General features: G+C 65.6%; 22 protein-coding genes and 1 tRNA gene. 16 read left to right on the forward strand and 7 right to left on the reverse strand.

The features are described from left to right. Positions 1-252: 252 nt before the first annotated feature. Positions 253-1212 (forward strand): lytic transglycosylase domain-containing protein, encoded by a 960-nt coding sequence (locus CBW24_RS05435; RefSeq protein WP_232530298.1) that lies wholly within the window; start codon positions 253-255, stop codon positions 1210-1212. An 18-nt stretch (positions 1213-1230) separates the two neighbouring features. Here the strand turns inward: CBW24_RS05435 and CBW24_RS05440 are convergent, their stop codons facing one another. Further along, entirely contained in the window at positions 1231-1725 is a 495-nt protein-coding gene (locus CBW24_RS05440; RefSeq protein ID WP_097372916.1) for a GNAT family N-acetyltransferase, read from the reverse strand. Positions 1726-1966: 241 nt separating this feature from the next. On the opposite strand from CBW24_RS05440, the gene CBW24_RS05445 reads away from it, so the two are divergent. The 3 genes from CBW24_RS05445 to glmM all read left to right on the forward strand — a co-directional run bounded on the left by CBW24_RS05445 (position 1967) and on the right by glmM (position 5373). Then, positions 1967-2788: a dihydroneopterin aldolase gene (locus tag CBW24_RS05445; protein ID WP_157773074.1), complete on the forward strand. Its 822-nt coding sequence runs from the start codon at positions 1967-1969 to the stop codon at positions 2786-2788. 4 nt (positions 2789-2792) lie between these two features. Next, positions 2793-3893, forward strand: a complete 1101-nt coding sequence (gene folP, locus CBW24_RS05450) for a dihydropteroate synthase (RefSeq protein ID WP_097372918.1) — start codon at positions 2793-2795, stop codon at positions 3891-3893. A gap of 127 nt (positions 3894-4020) precedes the next feature. Next, on the forward strand, positions 4021-5373 hold the full coding sequence (gene glmM / locus CBW24_RS05455; protein ID WP_097372919.1) for a phosphoglucosamine mutase: 1353 nt from the start codon (positions 4021-4023) through the stop codon (positions 5371-5373). Between the two features lie 115 nt (positions 5374-5488). Here the strand turns inward: glmM and CBW24_RS05460 are convergent, their stop codons facing one another. Then, entirely contained in the window at positions 5489-6490 is a 1002-nt protein-coding gene (locus tag CBW24_RS05460; protein ID WP_232530157.1) for a DMT family transporter, read from the reverse strand. 222 nt (positions 6491-6712) lie between these two features. Further along, positions 6713-7735: a ketol-acid reductoisomerase gene (gene ilvC, locus CBW24_RS05465; protein ID WP_088662117.1), complete on the reverse strand. Its 1023-nt coding sequence runs from the start codon at positions 7733-7735 to the stop codon at positions 6713-6715. Between the two features lie 158 nt (positions 7736-7893). On the opposite strand from ilvC, the gene CBW24_RS05470 reads away from it, so the two are divergent. Together CBW24_RS05470 and CBW24_RS05475 are read left to right on the forward strand one after the other, a co-directional pair. Continuing rightward, positions 7894-8349 carry an Lrp/AsnC family transcriptional regulator gene (locus CBW24_RS05470; protein WP_088662116.1) on the forward strand — a complete coding sequence of 152 codons (456 nt, stop codon included), beginning with the start codon at positions 7894-7896 and terminating at the stop codon, positions 8347-8349. Continuing rightward, positions 8346-8813, forward strand: coding sequence for an Lrp/AsnC family transcriptional regulator (locus CBW24_RS05475; protein WP_097372920.1), 468 nt, complete (start codon positions 8346-8348; stop codon positions 8811-8813). Before CBW24_RS05470 ends, CBW24_RS05475 begins: the two co-directional genes overlap by 4 nt. A 92-nt stretch (positions 8814-8905) precedes the next feature. Here CBW24_RS05475 and metF read toward each other — a convergent pair whose 3' ends face one another. Next, the gene (gene metF, locus CBW24_RS05480; RefSeq protein WP_097372921.1) at positions 8906-9802 is read right to left on the reverse strand and encodes a methylenetetrahydrofolate reductase [NAD(P)H]; all 897 of its coding nucleotides are present in this window, start codon (positions 9800-9802) and stop codon (positions 8906-8908) included. 89 nt (positions 9803-9891) lie between these two features. Between metF and CBW24_RS05485 the strand changes: the two genes are divergently transcribed. After that, complete coding sequence (locus tag CBW24_RS05485) at positions 9892-10815, forward strand: LysR family transcriptional regulator (RefSeq protein WP_097372922.1); 924 nt, start codon at positions 9892-9894, stop codon at positions 10813-10815. On the opposite strand, the gene CBW24_RS05490 is transcribed toward CBW24_RS05485, so the two are convergent. Next, positions 10798-11850, reverse strand: coding sequence for an AbrB family protein (locus CBW24_RS05490; protein WP_097372923.1), 1053 nt, complete (start codon positions 11848-11850; stop codon positions 10798-10800). The two genes, CBW24_RS05485 and CBW24_RS05490, sit on opposite strands and share 18 nt — an antisense overlap. Before the next feature lie 282 nt (positions 11851-12132). Between CBW24_RS05490 and CBW24_RS05495 the strand changes: the two genes are divergently transcribed. Further along, positions 12133-12921 carry an inositol monophosphatase family protein gene (locus tag CBW24_RS05495; RefSeq protein ID WP_088662111.1) on the forward strand — a complete coding sequence of 263 codons (789 nt, stop codon included), beginning with the start codon at positions 12133-12135 and terminating at the stop codon, positions 12919-12921. A gap of 34 nt (positions 12922-12955) precedes the next feature. Here CBW24_RS05495 and CBW24_RS05500 read toward each other — a convergent pair whose 3' ends face one another. Then, positions 12956-13681, reverse strand: a complete 726-nt coding sequence (locus tag CBW24_RS05500; protein WP_097372924.1) for a rhomboid family intramembrane serine protease — start codon at positions 13679-13681, stop codon at positions 12956-12958. 93 nt (positions 13682-13774) lie between these two features. On the opposite strand from CBW24_RS05500, the gene CBW24_RS05505 reads away from it, so the two are divergent. From CBW24_RS05505 to CBW24_RS05535, 7 genes are all read left to right on the forward strand, one after another. Further along, a tRNA-Leu gene (locus CBW24_RS05505) sits at positions 13775-13860 on the forward strand. A 378-nt stretch (positions 13861-14238) separates the two neighbouring features. Then, positions 14239-16329: a TonB-dependent siderophore receptor gene (locus CBW24_RS05510; protein ID WP_097372925.1), complete on the forward strand. Its 2091-nt coding sequence runs from the start codon at positions 14239-14241 to the stop codon at positions 16327-16329. Then, on the forward strand, positions 16329-17549 hold the full coding sequence (locus CBW24_RS05515) for an MFS transporter (RefSeq protein WP_097372926.1): 1221 nt from the start codon (positions 16329-16331) through the stop codon (positions 17547-17549). The genes CBW24_RS05510 and CBW24_RS05515 overlap by 1 nt, the downstream gene beginning before the upstream one ends. Then, positions 17546-18625 carry a siderophore-interacting protein gene (locus CBW24_RS05520; RefSeq protein WP_097372927.1) on the forward strand — a complete coding sequence of 360 codons (1080 nt, stop codon included), beginning with the start codon at positions 17546-17548 and terminating at the stop codon, positions 18623-18625. The genes CBW24_RS05515 and CBW24_RS05520 overlap by 4 nt, the downstream gene beginning before the upstream one ends. Before the next feature lie 105 nt (positions 18626-18730). After that, positions 18731-19462: a TetR/AcrR family transcriptional regulator gene (locus tag CBW24_RS05525; protein WP_097372928.1), complete on the forward strand. Its 732-nt coding sequence runs from the start codon at positions 18731-18733 to the stop codon at positions 19460-19462. Positions 19463-19549: 87 nt separating this feature from the next. Further along, positions 19550-20878 (forward strand): efflux RND transporter periplasmic adaptor subunit, encoded by a 1329-nt coding sequence (locus CBW24_RS05530; protein WP_097372929.1) that lies wholly within the window; start codon positions 19550-19552, stop codon positions 20876-20878. Further along, positions 20875-24027 (forward strand): efflux RND transporter permease subunit, encoded by a 3153-nt coding sequence (locus CBW24_RS05535; protein ID WP_097372930.1) that lies wholly within the window; start codon positions 20875-20877, stop codon positions 24025-24027. Before CBW24_RS05530 ends, CBW24_RS05535 begins: the two co-directional genes overlap by 4 nt. A gap of 15 nt (positions 24028-24042) precedes the next feature. Here CBW24_RS05535 and CBW24_RS05540 read toward each other — a convergent pair whose 3' ends face one another. Further along, the gene (locus CBW24_RS05540) at positions 24043-24564 is read right to left on the reverse strand and encodes a MarR family winged helix-turn-helix transcriptional regulator (RefSeq protein ID WP_088662104.1); all 522 of its coding nucleotides are present in this window, start codon (positions 24562-24564) and stop codon (positions 24043-24045) included. A gap of 230 nt (positions 24565-24794) precedes the next feature. On the opposite strand from CBW24_RS05540, the gene ectA reads away from it, so the two are divergent. Continuing rightward, positions 24795-25334, forward strand: a complete 540-nt coding sequence (ectA, locus tag CBW24_RS05545; protein WP_088662103.1) for a diaminobutyrate acetyltransferase — start codon at positions 24795-24797, stop codon at positions 25332-25334. The last annotated feature ends 55 nt before the right edge of the window (positions 25335-25389 follow it).

Raw genomic sequence — 25389 nt, forward strand, 5'->3', positions numbered from 1 at the left:
CGGGGCGTTTTTCGGCGAATTTTCGTGTTAACAGGTTGTTCTTACATGGAAACTTTTCGTTAATACCTGCTGGAGCGTTGCTTCAACCGCACGGTCGGACACAAAATTGGCATTAACCGGGGCAATCAAGGCAGCTTTGTCTGGCTCTGAACGGGCTCACAGGCTTAGCTGGGCGTATCGATAAGCCCGAATGGGCGAAAACCTAGATGAACGAAACGCCCTGCGCGGGTGTTCACGGGGACAGTGATGAGCATGTACGCCGCCAGCCGGGCCAAAATGCCCGCAAACCTGATCGTTGGCGCCCTGACGGGCGTGGCGATTCTTCTTGGGTCCGTCACGCTTGCCGGTCTGACGCCCTCGCGCGCCCACGCGGAGGACACCACAGCCTTTACCTTTAAACGCGTGGCGGTGGGGCGACCAACGGCGGGTAAGCGGATCACGGTTCAGATCGATCCCGCGGCTCAGGCGCAATTTCTGGCGGCGCGCCCCAATGGCACGGACCCGGAATTGCTAAAGAAGCGCGCGGCGCAGGATACCGTCGCAAAAGCCCCGACGCCCCCCGCCGGGGGCGGTGCTGCGGGGACCGCGGGCAGCGTCGCGAGCAAAAGCGCCTATGCATGGTATTGGGACGCGATTTCACCCGCACTCGGCGCAAGCGGACCGGGGCGGCTGGAGAAAGCCGTGGCGGCACTGGGCGCCGGGCCGGGTGGCGCGCGGGTGGCGGGACCGCGGCTGGCCACGCTCAAGCGCATCGCCGACATCCACGGGACCGATATCCTGAAGGCCACGATTGGCACCTCTGTCTCGCCCGCGCTGGTTGTTGCCGTCATCGGGGTGGAAAGCTCGGGGCGCACCGCCGCTGTCAGTCACGCGGGCGCGACGGGGCTGATGCAGTTGATGGCCCCTACCGCCGCGCGCTTTGGCGTCACCGACCGCACGAACCCCGCAGAAAACATTCGCGGGGGCGTGGCGTATCTTGACTGGTTGATGGGGGAGTTCGATCGCGATCCGCTGATGGTGCTGGCCTCCTACAATGCGGGCGAGAACGCCGTGCGCCGCAATGCGGGCGTGCCGCCCTATGCCGAAACCCGTGATTATGTGCCCAAAGTGCTGGCTGCATGGGCCGTGGCACGCAATCTGTGCCTGACGCCGCCGCAGCTTGTCAGCGATGGGTGCGTGTTCGGCGCGACGCGGGTCGCCACGGCGGATTGATCCGCCGGGCGGGCGCGGTCAGTCGCGCCATGCCTGCACATCCCCTTCGATCCCCTGCCAGTCGCCCAATCCCAGCACCCGTTCGGGGTTGGTCGGGGGCGGCATGCGCACGGCGTCGAGCCGGGTAAAGCCGAACCTGCTGTAATAGGGCGCATCGCCCACCAGCATCACGCGATGCCATCCGGCATCCTCGGCCCGGTGCAAACTGTCGCGCATGAGTAATCCGCCAAGTCCTTCACCCTGACGGGTGGGATGCACCGCGACCGGGCCGAGCAGCAGGGCCGGGGCAAAGCTGTGCGCGGCGGCGGGGCGGATGCGCACGGGCCAGAACCGGATCGCTCCGGCAAGGATGCCATCGGCATCGCGGGCGACACGGGACAGCCCGGCCACGGGGGGAATGCCATCGCGCAGACGATAGGAGGACAGCGCCTCCCGCCCGGGCGCGAAACACAGATCGTAAAGTGCTTCCACCTCCCAGTGATCGGCAGGTGATTCCTCGGTCAGTTGATACAACGCGACATGTCCTGATGCCCGACCCTGCGGCGGTGCTCCGCAGACTGTCCCCTTTTGACTGGCGATGCGCCTATCACGGCGTTACCTGTGCCGCAAACAGGAGCCGTGCCGCCGGGGCCGGTCCCATTGCGGGCCGGGCCGGGGCAGAAGGAGACCTTATGACCTACCGCCTCGCCACCACCGGCCGCAAAGCCAGCGCCCCCGAAACCCCCGGCGTTGCAAGCGTGCTGGCAGGGTCGGCATGAGCCCGGTCGCGCCCGTGCTGCGCCCGCGTGCCGACCGGATTTTCCTGCGCGACCATGTGCGGGAATTGGAAATCGGAGCATTCGCGAGCGAACGTAACGCGACCCAGCGGCTTGGCTTCGAGATCACGGTAGAGGTGACGCCGCAGTCCGGCGGAGTGGATGACGATGTCGACACGATCTTGAGCTACGACACCATCCTTGCCGCCATCGATACCGCCACGGCGGCGGAGCGTCTGAACCTGCTTGAAACGCTGGCCGAGCGTATCGCCGCGCTGCTGCTGGCCGAGCCACGCGCAGGCGCGGTGGAGGTGGAGCTGCGCAAGCTCGACCGCGGACCATTCGCGCTGGGCGTTTCGATCCGGCGCGAAAAGCCGGGGGCGGAGCGCGGTCCGGTCCCTGCGCCGGAGGTTGCACCCGCCGCGATAGCCTCGGCTGGGCGTGACCGGATCGCCCCGCCGCCGGTGCCGCGATTGGTGCTTATGGCCGACGGCGATGCGCTGCCTGCGGGCGAAGGTCCGGTGATCGTGCTGCCGGTCGCGCCGCCCGCGCTGCCCGTGACCGGACATGCGGAGGCCGATTTGCGCCGGGCGCTGCTGGCGTTGGAGCAGGCGGGCTGGGCGCTGATCGCCCGGCATCCGCAGATGACCGTGGTCGCCACCCGAACCGAGATCGAACATGCCCGCCGCACCGGGGCAGCCTGTGTCTGGGCCCCGGCAAAGCTGATCCTCGATACGCCCGGCGCACCGCGCAGCGCCGATCCCGCGCGGCTGATCGCGTGGCTGGCCGAGGAACTGGGCATCGCGCCTGAGAAGGAGTGACAGCATGACGCCGTCTGTCCCGCACGATACGCAACAGCGTGATACCGACCGGGTCTATTGGCGCCCGATCTGTCAGACCGACCCCGCGCGCAGCCCTGAGGCGCTGCCGCTGGCGGGGGGCTGGTGCTGGTTTGACCGGGTGGAGCGCATCCGCCGCGCGCCCGTCGATCATCCCGACCCTTACGAAGACCTGCCGGATATCGTGCCGATCGAGCAGGTTCCGACCGATGTGCTGGATCGGCTGACCGCCGCGCGCGGGCCGGTGGGCGGGCTCGACCTGCGGCTGCCGCGCATCATGGGAATTCTGAACCTGACGCCGGACAGTTTCTCGGATGGCGGGCAGTTCGACAGGCCGGAGGCCGCGTTGGCGCAGGCGCGGCATCTGGCCGCCGATAGCGACATGCTGGACCTTGGCGGCGAAAGCACCCGGCCCGGCGCGGCAGAGGTGGCGCAGGCGGAAGAGATCGCGCGCACCGCTCCGGTGATCCGCGCGCTGCGCGCGGACGGTATTGCCACGCCCATCAGCATCGACACGCGCAAGGCCACCGTGGCTGCGGCGGCGCTGGATGCCGGGGCGGATCTGGTGAACGACGTTTCGGGCTTTGACTTCGATCCGGCAATGGCGGATCTGGTCGCCGCGCGCGCCGCACCCGTGTGCATCATGCATGCGCAGGGCCTGCCGGAAACGATGCAGCATGATCCACGCTACGGTGATGTGCTGCTTGATGTGTATGACGCGCTAGAGACCCGGTTGCAGCGGGCCGAGGCCGCGGGCATTGACCGACGCCGAATCCTGCTCGATCCCGGTATCGGCTTTGGCAAGACACAGGCGCATAATCTGGCGCTGCTGCGGCGGATCGGCCTGTTTCACGGGCTGGGCTGCGGGCTGCTGTTGGGCGTGTCGCGCAAACGCTTCATCGGGCGGCTGGGGGCCGGGGCGGAGGCAGACCTGCCCGCCGATGCGCGCGATCCCGGCTCCGTCGCGCTCGCGCTGGCGGCATGGGGGCAGGGGGTGCAGGTCATGCGGGTGCATGATGCGGCCTCCCATGCGCAGGCATTGCGGCTGTGGCGTGCGGTGTGCGATCCCCGCGGCGCGGTGGATTGAGCAGCGGCCCGGTCAGCACCGAAATCACGCGTCACAGGTTGCTGTGTGCGCCGCCGACCTACATGGTCGACATCGACAGGTTAAACATCCGCCGTGCAGGCATCGCGGCGACGACGAAAGGCAGACAATGAGCGGCAGGGAACTTTTCGGCACGGATGGCGTGCGCGGTCAGGCCAACGCCTATCCGATGACCGCCGAAATGGCATTGCGTCTGGGCGCGGCGGCGGGGCGGTATTTCCGCTCCGACGGCAGCAGCGGCCACCGGGTGGTGATCGGCAAGGACACGCGCCTGTCGGGCTACATGTTCGAAAACGCGCTGACCGCCGGGCTGACCTCGACCGGGATGAATGTGCTGCTGCTGGGGCCGGTGCCGACGCCTGCGGTGGGGTATCTGACGCGCTCCATGCGGGCCGATGTGGGGATCATGATTTCGGCCAGTCACAACCCGGCCCATGACAACGGTATCAAATTCTTTGGCCCCGACGGGTTCAAGCTGTCGGATGAGGCCGAGGCCGAGATCGAGGCGATGGTGCTCGACGGTGTCGATCCCACCGCCGCGGGCAGCATCGGGCGGGCCAAGCGTATTGACGATGGTCGGTTCCGCTATGTCGAACGGGCGAAATCGACCTTCCCGGCGAACCGGATGCTGACCGGGCTGCGGATCGTGGTGGATTGCGCCAACGGCGCCGCCTATCGCACCGCGCCCGAAGTTCTGTGGGAACTGGGCGCCGAGGTCGTCGCGATCGGGGTGGAGCCGAACGGCGTCAACATCAACGATGGCTGCGGCTCGACCAATGTGCAGTTGGCCGCGCGCACGGTGGTCGAACGGCGCGCGGATCTGGGAATTTGTCTCGACGGGGATGCCGACCGGGTGATGATTCTCGACGAAACCGGCGCGGTGGCCGATGGCGATCAGATCATGGCCCTGCTTGCCACGCTCTGGGCCAGCGAGGATCGCCTGCGCGGCGGTGCGCTGGTGGCCACGGTGATGAGCAATCTGGGTCTGGAGCGGCATCTGGCGGCGCAGGGCTTGGGGCTGGAACGCACGCCCGTCGGCGACCGCTATGTGGTCGAGCGGATGCGCGCGGGCGGCTTCAATCTGGGCGGCGAACAGTCGGGCCATATCGTGATGACCGACTACACCACCACCGGCGACGGCCTGATCGCGGCGTTGCAGTTTCTGGCCGCGATGAGCCAATCGGGGAAACTTGCCTCGGAACTGGTGCGTCAGTTCGAGCCGGTGCCGCAACTGCTGCGCAATGTCCGGTTCAAGCCGGGCGCGAAGCCGCTGGAGGATGCCGAGGTCAAAGCCGAGATCGCCGCCGCCGAGAAGCGTCTTGCCGGTCAGGGCCGCCTGCTGATCCGCAAATCCGGGACGGAGCCGTTGATCCGGGTGATGGCGGAATGCGAGGACAAAGCGGTGCTGACCGAAACGGTGGGCACCATCGTCGACACCGTCGAACGCCGTCTAGGAAGCTAAGCCGGGCAGGGTGGTTTGGCCTCGGGTCTGGCGAGTGGCGACAGGTTGTCAGACGCGCCGGTGCCCGGGGCCTGCCTTCCGCATCGACATGGGCCCGCAGAGTGGCGCCGCGTGGTCAGTCGCTGTCGCGCAGCCGGATCTGGCGGGCCGTCGCCTGCGCTGTGGGGGTGACGCCCAGACCCGGCCGGCGGCGGCGCAGCACCAGCACCCGCAGCGCCTGCCATTGGCTTAGCGCGACGCCTGCAAGGATCAGGACCAGAGCGCTGAGCAATGTCGGCGGCACCGGCTCGCGCAGGATCACCACGCCCATCACCACCGACCACAGCGGCACCTGGTAGTTCACCAGCGTCAGGAAGCTGGGCCCGGCGCGGCGGATCACCAACACGCGCAGCAGGTTCATTGCCGCGGTCGACACCAACCCCAGCGTCAGCAGCGCGGCGAGGGTGCGGGCGTCGGGCAGGGGTGGCACCCCTTCGAAAATCAGCGCGACGGGCAGCACGATCAGCGCGGCGGACAGCATCATCATCGCGGTCAGGCCCATCGGATCGATCGGCGGCAGGCGGCGGATGGTGATCGCGTTGACCGCGTAGCAGACCGCCGCGCCCAGACAGGCGATCCGCCCCCACGTTTCCAACTGTGCGCCCGTGCTGGCAAAGGCGTCGCCGCCGATCAACAGCAGAACGCCGCCGAACCCGACCAGCACGCCCAAAGCCTTGCGCCCCGTCAGGCGTTCCCCCGGCACCAGAAAATGCGCCAGCGGCAGCACGATCAATGTCACCGCCGCCATCGCCGTCCCGGCAAGGCCGGAGGTCACGAATTGCTGCGCCCATGACAGCAGCAGAAACGGGATCGCGGAGCTGAGCGCACCAGCTAGCGCCACGGCGCGCAGCTTGGGCGGATTGTCTGGGTCAAGCGCCAACCGCCCGCCGCGCAACCGCCAGATCACAACCATCGGCAGGGCGGCGAAGGCCAGTCGGATAAAAGCGACCCAGAAGGGCGTCATGCCCTCCAGCGCCAATTCGGTGACCATAAAGGTCGAGCCCCAGACGAAGCCGAGCACACCGACCATGATCCAATCGAGACGGGCGATCTGCGGTCCTTCGGTGGCGGTGCTCATGGGGTCTCCGATGCGGCGGCGGTCAGCGCTATGCTGTTCGTGCACAATCGTTAGGCGTCCGGGCGGCGCGCGTCCAGCCCGGCATCAGGCGGTTTGCGCCAGCTGGGCATGCGCCAACTGCGTCACCAGTCCCGCCCTTGTGATACGAAAAAGCCCGGAGCGCGCTGGCGCTCCGGGCTGATCCGCCGATCCGGTTGGATCGGCAACAGATCCTGAACGGGATCAGTTCTTTTCTTTGTCGACCATCTTGCCAGCGGAGATCCACGGCATCATGCCGCGCAGCTCGGCGCCGACCTTCTCGATCTGGTGCTCGTCGTTGTTGCGGCGGGTGGCCTTGAACGACGGCTGGCCCACGGCGTTTTCCTGCATGAAGTCACGCACGAATTTGCCGTTCTGGATGTCGGTCAGGACCGCTTTCATCCGGGCTTTGGTTTCTTCGTAGGGCAGGATGCGCGGGCCGGAAACATACTCGCCATACTCGGCCGTGTTCGAGATCGAGTAGTTCATGTTGGCGATGCCGCCTTCGTAGATCAGGTCCACGATCAGCTTCACTTCGTGCAGGCATTCGAAATAGGCCATCTGCGGGGCATAACCCGCCTCGACCAGCGTCTCGAAGCCCATGCGGATCAGTTCGACCAGACCGCCACACAGCACGGCCTGCTCGCCGAACAGGTCGGTTTCGCATTCCTCGCGGAAGTTGGTTTCGATGATGCCGGAGCGGCCGCCACCGATGGCGGAGCAATAGGACAGGCCAAGTTCCAGCGCGCGGCCGGTGGCGTCCTGATGCACGGCGACAAGGCAGGGCACGCCGCCGCCTTTGGTGTATTCGCCACGCACGGTGTGGCCGGGGCCTTTTGGGGCCATCATGATGACGTCAACGCCGGGCTTCGGCTCGATCAGGCCGAAATGCACGTTTAGGCCGTGGGCGAAGGCGATCGCCGCGCCTTCGCGCAGGTTGTCGTGGACGTATTTCTTGTAGGTTTCGGCCTGCAGTTCATCGGGCATGGTGAACATGATCAGGTCGCACCATGCGGCGGCTTCCGCGATGCCCATGACTTCCAGACCTTCGGCTTCGGCCTTCTTGGCGGAGGCGGAGCCTTCGCGCAGGGCGACGACGAGGTTCTTTGCACCCGAATCGCGCAGGTTCAGCGCGTGGGCATGGCCTTGGCTGCCGTAGCCCAGAATGGCGACCTTCTTGTCTTTGATCAGGTTGATGTCGCAGTCGCGATCGTAATAGACGCGCATGTTCGCTCTCCTTCGTTCCCGGCCGCGCGTCGCTGCGCCGCCATCTGTCTCTGGCCCGCACAATAGGCAAAAGACGAAGGGAGTGATATTCGATTTTTGACAATCTTGCCGCCATCCGTAAAAATCAATTCGCGTATTCTCAATATGGCGAAATCATCATGCTTGACGATACGGACCGGCGCATCCTGCGCCAGTATCAGGCCGATCCGGATCTGACCGTCGCCGCGTTGTCCGAGCGGGCGAATGTCTCTGCCGGGGCGTGCTGGCGGCGGCTGGAGAAGATGCGCGCGGCGGGCATCATTCAGGGGCAGGAGCGGGTGATCGACTGGGCGGCGCTTGGCTATGCGGTGCAGGTGTCGCTGCGGGTGACGCTCGACAAAACCCAGCGGCTTGCCTTTGACGAATTCATCGCCGCCGCCCGCGCGCTGCCAGAAGTGCTTGAAATCCAGACCTTTCTCGGGCGCACGGATGTGCGGCTATTGGTGATTGCGCGGGATATGGGGCATTACATGGACGTCTACCGCAGCCGCATCCTGCATCTGCCCCATATGGCGGATATCGAGCCGCTGATGCATGTGGCGACGATCCGCAGCGATGAAAGCCTGCCGCTATGAGTGTCGAGGTCGATGCGACCGATCTGGCGATCCTGCGGGCGCTGGCGGCGGATGCGACCCGCTCCGCCGGGGCGCTGGGTCGGGAGATGGGGCTAAGCCAGCCTGCCACATGGCGGCGCATTCGCCGGTTGGAGGAGGCAGGCGTGCTAAAGGGCCGTCGCCTGCGGCTGGACGCCGGGCGGCTGGGCTTTGGGGTCACGGTGTTTCTGGGCGTGAAGCTTGCCACCAAGGGGCGCGTCAGCCTTGATGATTTCGAGCGCGCGGTGACCGCTATCCCGGAGGTGCAGGTGGTCGAGCATGTTCTGGGGCTATACGACTACCGCCTGCGCATCATCGCCCGCGACCTCCCGGATTTTGAGCGGGTGCTGCGGCGGCGGATCATGACCCTCCCCGGCGTGGGGGAGGTCGAAGCCAACGTGCTGCTAAGCGAAGAACGCCTGCCCGGACCGCTCGGCGCGGCCTGAGCCTGGGCATAGAAAACCCCGGCCCTAGGATAAGGACCGGGGTTTGTTTGTCAGACAGCCACAGACAGCCGTGCGCCACAGATTGCGCGGCGTCAGGCCACCCGGCCCAGCGTATCGGGTGTGGCCTCGACCCCCAGCGCCAGACAGATGTCGCGGGTCAGGGTGGGACGGTTCAGCGTATAGAAATGCAGATCGTCAACGCCGCCCGCGCGCAGGGTTTCGCACATCTCGGTGGCGATGCGCGTTGCGGTTTCATCCTCGCTGCCATTCGCGGCGGCGGTTTCAAACGCCTCGTCCATCCACGCGGGGATCACGGTCCCGCAGGAGGCCGCAAAGCGACGTGCGCTTGTCCAGTTTTCGATGGGCAGGATACCCGGCAGGATCGGCGCGGTGATCCCGGCCTTGTCACAGCGGTCGCGGAAGCGGAAAAACGCGTCGCTTTCAAAGAAGAACTGCGTGATCGCGGCATCCGCCCCGGCGTCGATCTTGCGCTTCAGCCATGCCACATCGGCATCCGCATCGGCGGCTTCGGGGTGGGTGTCGGGATAGGCGCCGACGCGAATGCGGAAATCACCGGTCTCCTTCAGCGCCGCGATCAGCTCACAGCTGTCGGCAAAGCCGTCGGGATGCGGGGTGAACCGGCCTTGGCCCTTGGGCGGATCGCCGCGCAGGGCAACGATGTCGCGCACGCCCGCGTCCAGATAGCTGCGCGCGATCTCCAGCGTTTCCTCGCGGGTCGCCTCGACACAGGTCAGATGCGCGGCCACCGTCAGACCGGAATTCTTGTGGATCGCGTCGACGGCCTCATGGGTCAGCTTCCGGGTGGTGCCGCCTGCGCCATAGGTCACGGACACGAATTCGGGGTTGAGCGGGGCCAGCGCCTGAACGGTATCCCACAGCCGGAACGACGCCTGAAGCGTCTTCGGCGGGAAGAATTCGAAGGAGACGCGCGGCGCGTCGGGGCGGGTCTGGCTCTGATCGGCGGTCATGACGTCTGGTCCTATCTAACGGTTGGCGCTTGTCGCATAAGTCCAAAACTGAGACAAACTCATAATCTTCAAGAAGGTCATGAGTCTCGATGCATATAGAGTTCCGGCACCTGCGGACCATCAAGGCGATCCACGAGGCCGGTGGTCTGGCAAAGGCGGCAGACCAGCTGAATATCACGCAATCGGCCCTGAGTCACCAGATCAAGGGGCTGGAGGATCAGGCGGGGGTGGAGCTGTTCGTGCGCCGCTCGAAGCCAATGCGCCTGTCAGCAGCCGGTCAGCGCCTGCTGCGCGCCGCCGAAAAGATCCTGCCGGAGGTCGCCGCGCTGGAGGAGGAATTCTCGGGTCTGCGCGCTGGTAAGTCCGGTCGTCTGCATATCGCGATCGAGTGTCACGCCTGTTTTGAATGGCTGTTTCCGGTGTTGGAGGAGTTCCGCAAGGCATGGCCCGAGGTCGATGTGGATATTCGCCCCGGTCTGGCCTTTGGCGCGCTGCCCGCGTTGCAGCGCGAAGAGGTCGATCTGGTGGTCAGCTCCGATCCCGAAACATTGCCGGGCGTCGATTTTACCCCGCTGTTCGATTACGAGCCGGTCTTTGTCGCCTCGGCCCGGCATCCGCTGGCGGCCAAGGACTGGATCGCGGCGGAGGATTTCCGCGAGGAGACGCTCATCACCTATCCGGTGGAGCGCACCCGCCTTGACGTGTTCACCGAACTGCTGACCCCGGCCAAGGTAGAGCCCCGCGCGCTGCGGCAGGCCGAATTGACGGCCGTGATCTTGCTGCTGGTCGCGTCCAATCGCGGGGTGGCGGTGCTGCCTGACTGGGTGGTGCGCGAGGTGCGCTACAATTCCGATTACGTCACCCGCAAGCTGACCGAAACCGGGCTGACCAAGCGCCTTTACGCCGCCACGCGCAGCGATGACACCCGCAAGCCGTTCATGGCCAATGTGCTGAAACTGGCCCGCACCGAGCCGCTGAAACTTCAGCGCGGGTTTTCACGGCCTGCGCCGTGACGCCATCCCCCGCCAGACGAATGGCGTGGCAAAGATGATGAACACGATGCGGCTGATATGGGCGATCGAGACATAGGCGATGTCCTGTCCGATCGCGAAGGCCAGCAGGCTCATCTCTGTCAGACCACCGGGCGAGAAGGCAAGAAACACCCCGGCAAGGCTTTGCCCCGTGACGGCAGCCACGGTCTGGGCGAACCCTACAGCGATGGCGATCATCCCCAGCGCCGACAGCACCCCCAGCCCCAGATCGCGGGCGATCTCACCCAGTTTCGACCCGGCAAAGCGGCTGCCGATCAGCGTCCCGATCACCACCTGTGCGCCGTTGACCAGCACGGTGGGCGGGGCTGTTTCGACGATGCCGGTCAGATGGGTCACCGCCGACAGGATCATCGGCCCCAGCATGGGACCGGCAGGCAGGCGCAGCTTCGGCCCCGCCCATGCGCCGATCACCGCACAGCCGCCAAGGATGAGCCAGTCCTGCGGGCTTAATTCCGCCAGCCCGGTGCTGGGCCGCCCGCCGCCCGTGGCCTGCATGTCCAGCATGGTGCCGTAGAAGAACACGACAAAGGTGATGACCAGAAAAACCCGGCTGCCATGGGCCAGCGCGATCTTGCGCGCGTCGCCGCCCGCCTCGACGCCGAGGATCAGCATTTCGTTCAGCCCGCCGGGCATCGCGCAGAAAAACGACGTGACCGGATCATAACGCCCGATCCGGCGATAGAGCAGATTGGTGCACACCGCCGCCACCGCGATATAGGGCACCAGCATCAGCAGGGTGAAGGACCACGCGGGCACCTGCGAAATCAGACCGGGGTGGAAACCAGATCCCAGCATCACCCCGATGATCGGGATCACCGCCAGCCGCGCCTTGACCGACCCGGCGATGGGCAGGCCCAGCAGCGCGGCCACGACATTGCCCAGCATCGCGCCCAGCATCCACGGCAGCGGCATCCCCAGCCGCGAGGCAAGCCAGCCGCAGCTGCCGCCGATCACGAGGCCAAGCGCGAAACGCTGCCATTGGGTGGGTGGTGTCATGGGGGCCTCCTGCGCAGGCGGCGGTCGCGGATCGGGACCGGCCTGTCTCTGCTCTAGCCGCATCGGGCAGGGAGGTGCAATCGGCGGGCATGTGGGCGCGGGCCGGGGGGTGGCGTCCGGGTTACAGCGGCGGGAAGGCGCGGGGGACGGCACCGTGGGGGCGACGCCGCCGGGCCCTGTGCGGCACAGTGGCGGACGGCCTTGGGCAAAATAGCTGCAAAGCGGCTTTTCCTTCGGCGCGGGACCAGCTATACGCGCGGCCTGTCAAAAGGAGCCTCCGCCATGCAAGGCAGCGCGAACCTCAACGTCATGATCAAAGCGGCCCGCAAGGCCGGGCGCAGCCTCGTCAAGGATTTCCGCGAGGTCGAAAACCTTCAGGTGGCCCGCAAAGGCCCCGGTGATTTCGTGTCGCGTGCCGACACCGCCGCCGAGGCGATCATCAAGACCGAGCTGATGGGCGCGCGTCCGACCTATGGTTGGCTGGGCGAGGAAGGCGGCGGCGAGGACGGGCAGGACCCGACCCGGCGCTGGATCGTCGATCCGCTCGACGGCACCACAAACTTCCTGCACGGTCTGCCCCACTGGGCGATTTCGATCGCGCTGGAGCATAAGGGCGAGATCGTCGCTGGCGTCGTCTTTGACGCGGCCAAGGACGAGATGTTCTATGCCGAAAAGGGCGCAGGCGCGTGGCTCAACGAAAGCCGCCTGCGGGTGTCGGGCCGCAATCAGATGATCGAAAGCATTTTCGCCACCGGCGTGCCTTTCGCATCGAAGCCCTACCTTCCCGCGACGTTGCAGGATTTCGGTCGGCTGCTGCCGCTGTGCGCCGGTGTGCGGCGCTGGGGCTCTGCCGCGCTGGACCTCGCCTATGTCGCGGCGGGCCGGTATGACGGCTATTGGGAGCGGGGCCTTAATGCATGGGACATCGCCGCGGGCGTCGTCATCGTGCGCGAGGCAGGCGGCTGGGTGCAGCCCATCCGCGAAGATCAGAACCTGCTCGAAGATGGTCACATCATCGCGGGCAATTCCGACGTTTTCGACGCCTTCGCCAAAACGATCCGTCAGCGCTGATCGCGGCGCTGGGCGGGGGCCTGTCGGCTGCCGCCTAGCGGCGCGGCACGGTGGGCACTGTCGTGCGCCGGTATTGCGCGGCGGCATGGGGCGGATGGCCATGGGTGCGCTGCCAGTAGCGCGGCCCGCCCCGGCGTAGCCACACCGGCACGCACAGCACCAGTCCCGCGATGAACCCGCCCACATGCGCCCAATAGGCGACGCCGCTGCCCAGCAAGGCCGCGCCGCTGAAAAGTTGCAGCCCGAACCACGCGCCCAGCACGACCCATGCGGGCAGGGGCCAGATCTTGAAGAAGATCACGAAGATGAACAGCACATCGACCTTGGCGCGCGGAAACAGCAGCAGATAGCCGCCCATCACCCCGGCGATGGCCCCTGACGCACCGACCAGTGGCACCGGGCTGTCTGGCGCGCTCAGCACATGTGCGAGCGAGGCCAGCACCCCGGAGGCAAGGTAGAAGCCCAGATACCGCAGCGGCCCCAGTTCATCCTCCAGATTGTCGCCGAAGATCCACAGAAACAGCATGTTGCCGGCCAGATGCATCAGGCCGCCATGCAGGAACATCGAAGTGACAAACCCAAGCGGGGCCTGATCGGCAATCGCGGGGATCAGCGCCCAGCGGGCATAGATCACCGACATGACCCGCGGCTGATCCATCAGACCCCAATAGGACAGGAACACCGCCACGTTGATCGCGATCAGCGTGTAGGTCACCCACGGGGTGCGGCTGGACGGGTTGTGGTCACGGATCGGAAACATGCGCGAACCCTGCGGTGCGGCGGCGGGGCGGTCAAGCGGTGGCAGGGCCGCTTGTCAGCCGCGATCTGATCGCCTAGTCAAGCAATGTCTGTCGCGGGCGTGGCGGAATGGTAGACGCATGGCACTTAAAATGCCCTGGGCGTATGCCCGTGCCGGTTCGAGTCCGGCCGCCCGCACCAGACCCATTTCCCCCGAATGTTACCGTTCACGAGGCCACTCGCGCCGAATAATCGCGGCTTTCAAAGATTCCTTTGACCGGAAGGCTGGACGCATCCGGATTCCCGTCTAGGTAATGTTACTCCTCAGCTAGACGCGGGACATCTGAATGCCGATCACTCGCTCCGTTTGAGATTAGGCATGTTCCGCGTCGTTCTGGCCGGCCTTCGGGCCGGCCTTTTTTCTGCGCGCGCCGCTGATCTATCACAACCCTTGCGTGTTGGTTCGCCATAACGCGAAGCCTGCTTTCGCCACGTCTAGTTTGATTCCTGACAAAAACAGTTTGTCTTTCGTTTTGCGGCGTGGAAGAACCGCCGCGGACAGTGAACAGGAGACGGAACATGCAGGTATCGCGGCTTGCGCTGGCAATTGCGCTTGGGGCTACCACAACGGCGCAGGCACAGCAGACCGGCGCGCAACAGGCGGAGGCGCTCGACCTTGGCACTCTGGTGCTGGAGGCCGAAAGCGACGCGACGCTGGTGCAGAACGGCTATGTTGCCGAAGCGGGACGGCAGGCCACCAAGGTCGACACCCCCATCGCCGACATTCCCCAGTCGATCAGCACCGTGGCGCAGGATCAGGTCGAAGATCAGCAGCCGCGCACCCTGCTTGAAACGCTCAGCTATGCCTCGGGTGCGAGTGTGACGAACTTCGCTTTCGACACGCGCTATGATGCGATCTATCTGCGCGGCTTTCCGGCCTATTACACCGGCCTTTTCCGCGACGGGCTGCGGCAGGTGAACGGACCCTCCGCATGGTATCGCAACGAGCCTTACACCTACGAGGCCGTCTCAGTGCTGAAAGGGCCTGCCTCTTCGCTCTACGGGGTCAGCGGTCCGGGCGGGCTGGTCAATATCGTGTCGAAGCGGCCCAAAGAGGTCGCGTTCAACGAGTTGAAGTTCACCACGGGCACCGACAGCCGCGCCGAAGCTGCATTTGATTTCACCGGGCCGCTGGGTGAGAACGGTCGTCTGCAATACCGCCTGACAGGTCTGGTGCGGGAAGCCGACACGCCGCTGGAGGGCTATTCCGACGACAAGATCGCGATTGCCCCGGCCCTGAGCTACCAGCTGACCGACCGCACCCGGATCACGTTCCTTGGCGAATATTCCGACGCCACCGTGGGCGGCACCGCATCCTACTACAATCCCAGCTACGGGGTCGCGTCCGAGCTTTATAACGGTGATCCCGATTACAACGATTTCGACCAGCAGCAATTCCGGCTGGGCTATGAGATCGAACATGAGCTGACCGACAGCATCACCCTGCGCCAGAACCTGCGCTATTCCGAGGTCGATTCGGATCTGGAATATGCGGGCTATTACGCCATCCCCAACAGCACCACGCTGGGCCGCTATTGGGGTCACTATCTGGAAGATATGGAAGTGCTGACCGTCGACAGCATGGCGGAAGCGCGGTTTGGCACCGGCGTGGTGGACCACACCGTCGCCGTGGGGCTCGATTACACCCATTCCGATTACGACGCCTATTCGGTTGCGGGCTATGTCTCGGCCGAGGACACGGACGCGCTGGATGTGCCTTATTACAACGGGCAGCAGATGTCGCAGTTGGGCGTCTACGTCCACGATCAGATGCAGGCCGGACGCTGGACGGTGTTTGCCAGCGGGCGTTACGACTGGGTCGATATCACGTCCCGCGCGAAGGATCGCAGCGAGACCGACACCTCGGACGAAGCGTTTTCGGGGCGGATCGGTGCCTCGTGGCGGGTGAACAATGGGCTTAACATCTTTGCCAATCTGTCGAGCTCGTTTTCGCCCAATGTCGGGGTCGTCTATGACGATGTGACGTCTGATGACAGCTCCCCCGCGAAACCGACCCGCGCGCTGCAAAAAGAGATCGGGCTGAAATACCAGCTGCCCGGCAGTGAAAGCCTGATCACCGCTTCGCTGTTCGACATCCAGCAAGAAGACGGCGTGGTCTTTGACACCTCCACCGGACTGAACAAGCAGCGGCAGCTTGATTTGCGGTCCCGCGGGTTCGAGATCGAAGGGCAGGCCAACCTCAATGACGCATGGCGGGTCGTGGGCGCGTATACCTATCTCGACATGGAAATCGAGGAGGGCGCGACCGGGACCGAGGGCAACACGCTGTCGGCAACGCCGGAGCACACGGCGTCTTTGTGGGGGTTCTATGAGCCGCAGGACGGCGTGTTCGAAGGCTTCGGCTTCGGCGCGGGGCTGCGCTATGTCGGCGAAAGCTGGGGCGACGACGAAAACACCTTCAAGAACGACGCCTATCTCTTTGCCGATCTGGCGATGTCCTATGACTTTGCCCGCAACGGCTATGACGGGCTGCAATTGCAGGTCAACGTGAAGAACGCCTTCGACGAGACCGGCCAGACCTGTAGCGCGGGCTACTGCTATCGCTACGAAGGCCGCACCGCGACCGCCAGCCTGCGCTACCGGTTCTGATGACGGGCAAGCGGCGGAAAACAGCGGGTGTCGTCGGCGCGATCGGCGGCATCTATGTGGCGCAAAGCGTCCTCGGCGGGCTGACATGGACCGGCCTGCCGGGGGTGCTGCGGGCACGGGATCTGCCGCTTGACCAGATCGGGTTGATTTCGCTGCTGGTGCTGCCTTGGGCGCTCAAATTCCTCTGGGCGCCGCGGGTGGAGCGGTTCCGCCTGCCGCCTGCCGGGCGCGACCGCTCCGCCGCCATCGTGGCGCTGGGCGTTGCGGTGGTGGTTACGGTGCTGCTGCTGGTCGGGGGCATTGGTCCGGTGCCGATGCTGCCTGTGCTGGCGGCGTTGATGGTGGCGGCCTTTGCCACCGCCACCGTCGATATCGCCTGTGATGGCTATGCCGTGGCCGCGCTGCGCCACACCAATTACGGCTGGGGCAATGCCGCGCAGGTCGGCGGCGCGTATCTGGGCTCGGCCGTCGGCGGCGGGCTGTTTTTGTTGCTGGTGGATCGCACCGGCTGGACCACGGGTGCGTGGACGATGGCCGGGGTGATTGCCCTGCTCTGCCTGCCGTTTCTGCGCCACGCCCGCGCGGCGGCGGTGCCGGAGCATCGCGCCCACGAGCCGAGCCTGCGCGCTGCGTTGCGCCGCCGCGATGTGCGCCGGGGGCTGGGCATTGCCGCGCTCTATGTCGTGGCTCAGAAAACCGCGATGGGCATGTTTGGCCCGTTTTTCATCGATGCCGGCTATGATCTGGGCCAGTTGGGTCTGATCAGCGGCATCGGCGGGCTGACGCTTGGGCTGGGCGGGGCGCTGTCCGGGGGCGCGATGGTGCGCCGCTTTGGCAGCCGCCGGGTTCTGATCGGCGCGGTCATCGCGCAATCGGCGATCCTTGCGCTTGTCGCGCTGTCTGCCGGTGTCGGGCTGTTGCCCGTCGCGGGGGTCGCGCCCATCGCGATGGTGTCGAGCGCGGCGGTCATGTCGTTCGGCTTCGTCGCGCTCTACGGCCAGTTCATGGTCTGGTCAGATCCGCGCCAAGGCGGGGTCGACTTCACCCTTTTTCAATGCATGGACGCAGGCATCAGCATGGTTGCCGGCCTTGGGGCCGGGATCGTGGCGGAGCATTTCGGCTATGCGATCTTCTTTGCCATCAGCTGCGCGCTTTCGCTAGCAGCGATCCCTGCGATCGCCGGAGCCACGCGCCGCCCAAGTCCGGAGCTTGCCGCATGAGCATCCCCCAGCACCGCCCCGACGACGCCCTGCGCGAGGCGCGCGCGCCGCTGCCGCAAGTGCCGTTCGACGCGCTGCGCGGGATGGTGCGCCTGTGGGCGGCGGAGCATGACCTGACGGTCGAGCAGGACGCGGCGGCTGGCATCGCGCTGCGCACCGCGTATGGTCAGATCGCCTTTGCCCCGGACGGACGCGGCGCGGTGGCGCATGTGGCGACCCCGCGGCTCGATTTTTTGCAGGCTCTGCGGGACAGCGTGGTGGGCCATCTGAGCCATGCATGGCCCGAGGCCGCGCGGGGGTTGCGCTGGTCGGATGCCGACCCCGGCGCGGATGGGGCAGGGGCCGCTGATCCCGATGCGCTGCCCGATAATGTGCGGCTGATGACGCTGGCAGGGGTCGAGGTTCTGGACTGCGGGTTCCTGCGGGTGACGCTGGCCGGGGATGTGACCCGGTTTTCCGACGATGCCATTCATTTCCGGTTGGGCATTCCGCCTGTAGGTCGCGCGCCGTGCTGGCCGCGGATCGGGGCGAATGGCGCAACGGTCTGGCCCACGGGCGCGGACACGTTGCACTTGCCGGTCTATACCGCGCGCTACATCGACCGGGCCGCCGGGCGGCTGGTGTTTGACCTATTCGCGCATGAGGGCGGACGGGCGCTGGCATGGGCGCGGAGCATGGCACGGGGCGTCGAGGTCGCGGTCATCGGGCCGGGCGGCGGCACGGCGCAGATCACGGGCGAAATTCGCGGCTTTGCGGATGAGACGGCGTTTCCCGCCATCGCGCGGGTGATCGAACGCAACCCCGACCTGACGGGGGAGATCTGCCTGTTCGGGTCTGGGGCCGCACGCCGATACCCGATGCCACCAGCGCCGGGAGTAACGATGCGCTGGTATGACCCGGAGGAGATGGGCACCCGCGCCGCCGCAGCGCTCGCCGCAGCACCGGACGCGTGGTTCTGGCTGGCGGGGGAGCGGACCTGTAGCCAAGATTTCCGCCGTGCGTATAAGGCCACTGAGCCGCCGCAGGGGCGGTCCTATATTGCCGCCTACTGGCAACGCGCTGCCGCGCCTGTCTGAGCGCTTTCACGCGGGGCATGACGGCACGTCGTGCCACCCGTTGCTTGATCGTGGCAGTCATGCGCCCTACCTACCGACCGTCGGTCTGTTAGGGGCGCTGCGCATATGGACGATCTTCATCACGACCCTGCCACCGCGCCACCTCGGCGCCGGATGACGCAGGACGCGCGCCGGGCGCATATTCTCGACGCAGCTCAGACGCTGTTCTTTGCGCGGGGCTGGGACGGGGTGACCGTCGCCGATGTGCTGGCCGAGGCGGGCATATCGAAGGGCGGGTTTTACCACCATTTCGCCGCCAAGGAGGATCTGCTGGACGGGGTCGTGGACCGGTTCACCCGGCAGGCCGTGACCGCGTCCGAGGCCGCCGGTGCCAGTGCCGAAGGCGATGCGCTGACCCGGTTCAATGCGTTTCTGCGCGCGTCCAATCGCTGGAAAGCGGAGCGCGGGGCGCAACTACGCTTTTTCCTCGACGCGATGCTGAAGCCGGGCAACGACCTGCTGCTGCTGCGGATTTCGAACGCGGCGGCGGCGGTGGCGCGTCCGGTTCTGGAACAGATGATCGAGGCGGGCGTTGCCGAAGGCAGCTTTGCCGTGCCCGACAGCGCGCTGGCGGCGGAAGTGATCCTTGGGCTGGCTCCGGGACGTATGCCGGTGGCAGAGGCCGCGATGCGACTGGCACAGGATGGCGCGCTGGAGGAGGCAACGCAGATGCTGACCGACCGGATGATCGCGGAAGCCGCGACAATCGACCGGCTGCTGGGCCTGCCACCGGGGAGCATCACCTTGGCCGATCCGGTGGAATATCGCCGCATGCTGCACGCGATCAGCGACCGTTAGCAGTGCGGCTTTGACACGAATTCACGCGGGGCGGCCCGTCTTGCCCGCGCCCGCAGACCTAGTTTCTTGCACAGAGGTGCCACGCCCATGACCACGTCTTCGCAGGCCGACACCACGACCCGGACGCCCGATGCTCTGACCTTCACGGATGAGCCGGGGTCGGCCCGTTCGAAATGGGTGGCCGGGCTGCTGGGGCTGGGGCTCGCTGGGTGGATGGGCAGCGGCTATCTGCTGCCCGCGCCGCCGAAAGACACCGCAGAGCCGGTGCGCCCGGTGGAGGCCGTGGCCGTGGCGGTGCGCGACAGCGTGGCACAGGACGTGACGCAGGTCTTTACCGCCGAAGGGCAGGCCCAGCCCGACCGCCGTGCGACCCTGCGGGCCGAAACATCGGGCGAGGTCGCGGTGCTGGAGGCGCGCAAGGGCGATTATCTGGATCAGGGCGACGTGATCGCGCGTCTGTCCACACGCGAACAGGATGCCCGCGTCGCACAGGCCCGCGAGGAGGTCGCGCGCGCCCAACGAGAATTCGACAATGCCGAGACGCTGCTGGCGCGTGGGGTGGCCACCGCCGACCGGGTGACGGATGCGCGGGCCGCGCTCGCTTCGGCGCAGGCGCAACTGACACAGGCGGAGGAGGCGCTCGACGCCGCCGTGATCCGCGCGCCGTTTGCCGGGCGTCTCGATGCGCTCGACCTTGACGAGGGCAGCTATGTATCCGCCGGGGGCGAGGTTGGCACCATGCTCGATACCGATCCGCTGAGCATCGTGATCCAGATCCCGCAGCAATCCCTGTCGCGCATCGCCGAAGGGCAGGAGGCCACGGTCCGGTTCATCACCGGAGCGGAGCGCAAGGGCCAAGTAGATTATGTGAGCAAGGACGCGGATTCCGAAACCCGCACCTTCCGCGCTGAAATCACCGTGCCGAACCCAGAGGGCGACATCGCCTCCGGCCTTTCGGTGCAGGTGGAAATTCCGACAGGGCAGATGTCGGCGCATTTCATCTCGCCCGCGATCCTGTCGCTGGGCAGCGACGGGCGGCTGGGGGTCAAGACCGTGGACGCCGATGACACGGTCGTTTTCAGCCCCGTGGTGCTGGAACGGGCGCAGACGGACGGGATCTGGGTCAGCGGCCTGCCGGCGCAGGCGCGGATCATCACGATCGGGCAGGGCTTTGTCAGTGACGGGGAAACCGTCGCGCCGACGCTGGAGGAGGCAGAGGTCGCCGCCGCCGATGTGGACGCGCCCGACATGCCGATTCCGGACGACATTGTGCCCGAGGCTGATGCGGATGCCGCAAACGGGTCCGAGCCAGACGCCACAGCCGATGCGAACGCGGTCCCCGCCGGGGGGGATGACAGCCCCGCTGCGCAGGATAGCGCCGACACGGGTGCGGATGGCCAAGGTGCGACCCAATGAACGGGCTTATCGACGCGGCATTTGGCCGGGCGCGGGTGGTTGCGATCCTGCTGGGGCTGATCCTGACGGTGGGCGCGCTGGCCTATATCTCGATCCCGAAGGAAAGCTCCCCCGAAATTCCGATCCCTACCGTCTATGTCTCCACCGGGTTGGAGGGCATTACGCCGGAAGATGCGGAGCGCCTGCTGGTGGAGCCGCTGGAGACCGAACTGGGCGCGCTTACCGGGCTTAAAAGCATGACCGCGACCGCCTCCGAAGGCCATGCCAGCGTGCAGCTGGAATTCGAGCCGGGATTCGATGCGGATGCGGCGCTGGACAAGGTGCGCGAGGGCGTGGACCGCGCAGCTAATGAGTTGCCCGACGATGCCACGGACCCGGTGGTGACCGAAATCAACACCGCGCTGTTCCCGATTCTGACCACGATCCTGTCGGGTCCGGTGCCGGAGCGCACGTTGAACGGGTTGGCCGACGATCTGAAAGACCGGCTGGAGGGCGTGTCCGGTGTGCTGGAGGTCGATATCGGCGGTGAGCGGTTCGAGTTGCTGGAGGTTCTCATCGATCCGACAGTGTTCGAAACTTACAACATTTCGTTTGATGAACTGATCAGCCAGATCAACCGCAACAATCGCCTGATCGCCGCCGGGGCCATCGAGAACGGCGCCGGGCGCATCGTGCTGAAAGTGCCGGGCCTGATCGAAGATCTGGACGACGTGATGGAACTACCGGTGAAGGTGCGCGGCGATACTGTCGTGACATTTGCCGATGTGGCCACGGTGCGCCGCACTTTGGAAGACCCCTCGGGCTTTGCCCGCATCAACGGCCAGCCTGCGTTGGCGCTGGAGATAAAAAAACGCGTCGGGGCCAATATCATCGAAACCGTCGCCGCCGTCCGCGCGGAGATCGAGCGCGCGCAGGCCGACTGGCCGGAAACCGTGCGCATCAACTACATGCAGGACGAAAGCGAGCAGGTGGAAACCATGCTCTCGGATCTGGAATCGAACGTCATCGCCGCTGTGTTGCTGGTCATGATCGTAATCGTCTGGGCGCTGGGCCTGCGGTCTTCGATTCTGGTGGGGCTTGCCATTCCGGGCGCGTTCCTTGCCGGGGTCGCGGCGCTGTATTTCATGGGTTACACGATGAATATCGTGGTGCTGTTCAGCCTGATCCTGGTGGTTGGGATGCTGGTCGACGGCGCCATCGTGACGGTGGAATTGGCTGACCGGTTTCTGCACGAGGGCAGGACCGCGAAAGACGCCTATGCATTGGCCGCCAAGCGCATGGCGTGGCCTATCATCGCCTCGACCGCCACGACGCTCAGCGTGTTCTTTCCGCTGCTGTTCTGGACCGGGACGGTGGGAGAATTTATGAAATTCCTGCCGATCACCGTGATCCTGACGCTGTCGGCCTCGCTGTTCATGGCGCTGATCTTCATCCCCGTGATGGGGGGGCTGATCGGCAAACGGCAGCCGCAAAGCGCCGCGCAGCAACGCCAGATCGCCGCTGCTGAATACGGCGATCCGCGCCAGATGCGGGGCGGGGCCGGGGCCTATGTGCGGGTGCTCGAATGGGCGATTCTGCGGCCCGGACGCACGTTGATCTTTGCTCTGCTGTCCTTGGTCGCGGCGTTTCTTGCCTATGGCCAGTTCGGCACCGGCATCGCGTTTTTCCCGTCGATCGAGCCCGATTTCGCACAGGTGGAGGTGCGCGCCCGCGACAACTTCTCAATTTATGAGCAAGATACGCTTGTGCGTCGGGTGGAGGACCGGCTGCTGCAATATGACGAGGTGTCGAGCGTCTATGCCCGCACCGGCACCAGCCGACAGGCGGATGAGGAGGTGATCGGCACCATTCAGTTGGAGCTGACCGAATGGGACACCCGCCGCCCCGCCGCCGAGATCGCAGCCCAGATCCGGGAGGATATGGCTGTGATCCCCGGCATTGATGTGCAGGTGCAGGTGCAATCGAACGGGCCGTCGGCGGGCAAACCGATCAGTCTGGAGGTCGTGTCCCGCGACCGCGCGGCGCAGGCCGCGGCGGTGGAGGCGATCCGCGCGCGGATGGATGCGATGGGCGGGTTCACGGATGTGACCGATACCCGTCCGCTGCCGGGGGTGGAATGGGCGGTGCGGCTGGACCGGTCGGAAGCGGCGCGGTTCGGTGCGGATGTGACGCTGCTGGGGCAGGCCGTGCAGTTGCTGACCCAAGGCATCACGGTCGCCGATTACCGCCCTGACGATGCCGAAGGCCCCGTCGATATCCGGGTGCGCTTCCCCGCCGGGGACCGCACGCTGGCGGAATTGGAAAGCCTGCGTGTGCCGACCACCGCCGGTCTGGTGCCGGTCACCAACTTCGTCAGTTTCGAGCCTGCGCCGCGCAGCGGCACCATCAAGCGGGTCGATCAGGACCGGGTGACGACCATCGCCGCCAATGTCGCGCCGGGGTTGCTGGTCAACGATCAGATCGTCGCGCTGCGCGGCGCGCTGGAAAATCTGGACCTGCCCGACAGTGTGACGTGGTCTTTCGCGGGCGAGGCCGAGGATCAGACCGATGCGATGGTGTTTCTGGCGGGGGCCTTTGCCGCGGCCATCGGGATGATGATCGTGATCCTCGTGGTGCAGTTCAACAGCTTCTTTCAGGCCTTCGTGGTGATGAGTGCGATCATCTTCTCCATTGCCGGGGTGCTGCTGGGGCTGATGGTGACGGGGCGGCCCTTTGGTGTTGTGATGGGCGGCATCGGCGTGATCGCGCTGGCGGGCATCGTGGTGAACAACAACATCGTGCTGATCGACACGTTTAATGATCTGAAGAAGACCGGCATGCCGCCGTTGGAGGCCGCGCTGCGCACCGGCGCCCAACGTCTGCGGCCTGTGATCCTGACATCGGTCACCACTGCGCTGGGGCTGTTGCCGATGGTGATCGGGATCAATATCGACTTCTTCCGCCGGGAAATCGTCTATGGCGCGCCGTCGACGCAATGGTGGACGGAACTGAGCTCCGCCATCGCGGGCGGGCTGATGGTGGCGACGCTGCTGACGCTGATCGTGACGCCCGCCATGCTGATGCTGGGGGAGCGGCTGGCCGCGCGCCGGGCCGGACGGCGTGCACGGCGCGCCGCGCGCAAGGCCAAGGGCGCGCCACAGGCGGCGTAACGGGCCGGGGCTGGATTATTCTTCGTGCACCCTGCGAATTTCGCCCATGTCGAGCACGGGCGAGGCATCCAGATCGGCAGCGTTGAGCATCGAAGCCACCCGTTCCAGCACCGCGACGATCATCGCCTGCTCCCAATCGGGCAGGGCTTCGAACTCGCGGACATATTTTTGCTGTAGTGGATCGGGGCTGTCGTCGATGGCGAGCTTCCCCTTCGGGGTCAGCAGGACATTGGTCTGGCGCCGGTCGATCTCGGATTTTTCACGGGTTATCAGCCCCTTGGCCTGCAGCCGTTCCAGCAGCGTCGACATGGTGGCCTGACTGACGCCCATTTGCAGCGAGATCTTCTTGGGCGTGGAGTTGCCATGCGTGTCGATGATTTGCAGCACGCGGATCTGCACCGGCGTCAAACCGGCCGTGCGGGCAAGCTCCCGACCGTAGAGTTCGGTCGCGCGCAGGATTCGGCGCAGGGCAATCAGGCTGATATCGGTTCGGTCCACCGGCGATCCTCTGGAAACGTCCAGTTTTATCAGTGACATGGCGGGTCTCCTCGCGCAACAGGATTTAGTTAGCCGAACTAAATAGTTTCGCGCGGACGGACGCGCTCCGGGGAAGGGCATTAAAGCACCGGCAAAAATTTTGCCAAGTAAATAAGGGGTATATTGCCCTAGGGGAAGAAAATTACTTAGCCATGTTGATTAATTGCTAACCTCGTATATATTAGCCGCAACGAAGCACTTGAAGCGAACTGAACGAAACGGAGGGCCTCATGGCTACGCCGATCAGAAACGTCAAGAAATCCGATGATGGCGCGGTTGTCCTGCGCAAGCCCGTCCCCGAGGACGGCGCCGCGGTGTGGGAGCTGGTGAAAGCCTGCTCGCCGCTCGATGAAAATTCGATGTACTGCAACCTGATCCAGTGCGACCATTTCCGCGACACCTGTGTTGTCGCCGAGAAGGACGGCAATGTGGTTGGTTGGGTCAGCGGGCACGTTCTGCCCTCGACCGGGGACACGTTCTTTGTGTGGCAGGTTGCCGTGCACGAAGATGCCCGCGGGCTGGGCCTTGGTGGCCGCATGCTGCGCGAGCTGATGCAGCGCGACGAAACCGAGGGCTGCACCAAGATGCAGACCACGATCACGCTGGACAACAAGGCCAGCTGGGCCCTGTTCACCAAATACGCGGACCGCATGGACGCGATGCTGGACAGCGAGCCGCACTACAAGCGCGACGAACATTTCAACGGCGATCACGCGACCGAACATATGGTCACGATCACCATGGCCGAGGATGTGGCGCAGGCGGCCTAAGGCTGCCCGCACCCCCTGAACGGCATCGCCGCTGCGTGAGGCAGCGGCGTCTATA

The sequence above is a fragment of the Pacificitalea manganoxidans genome, assembly GCF_002504165.1.
GTDB lineage: Bacteria > Pseudomonadota > Alphaproteobacteria > Rhodobacterales > Rhodobacteraceae > Pacificitalea > Pacificitalea manganoxidans.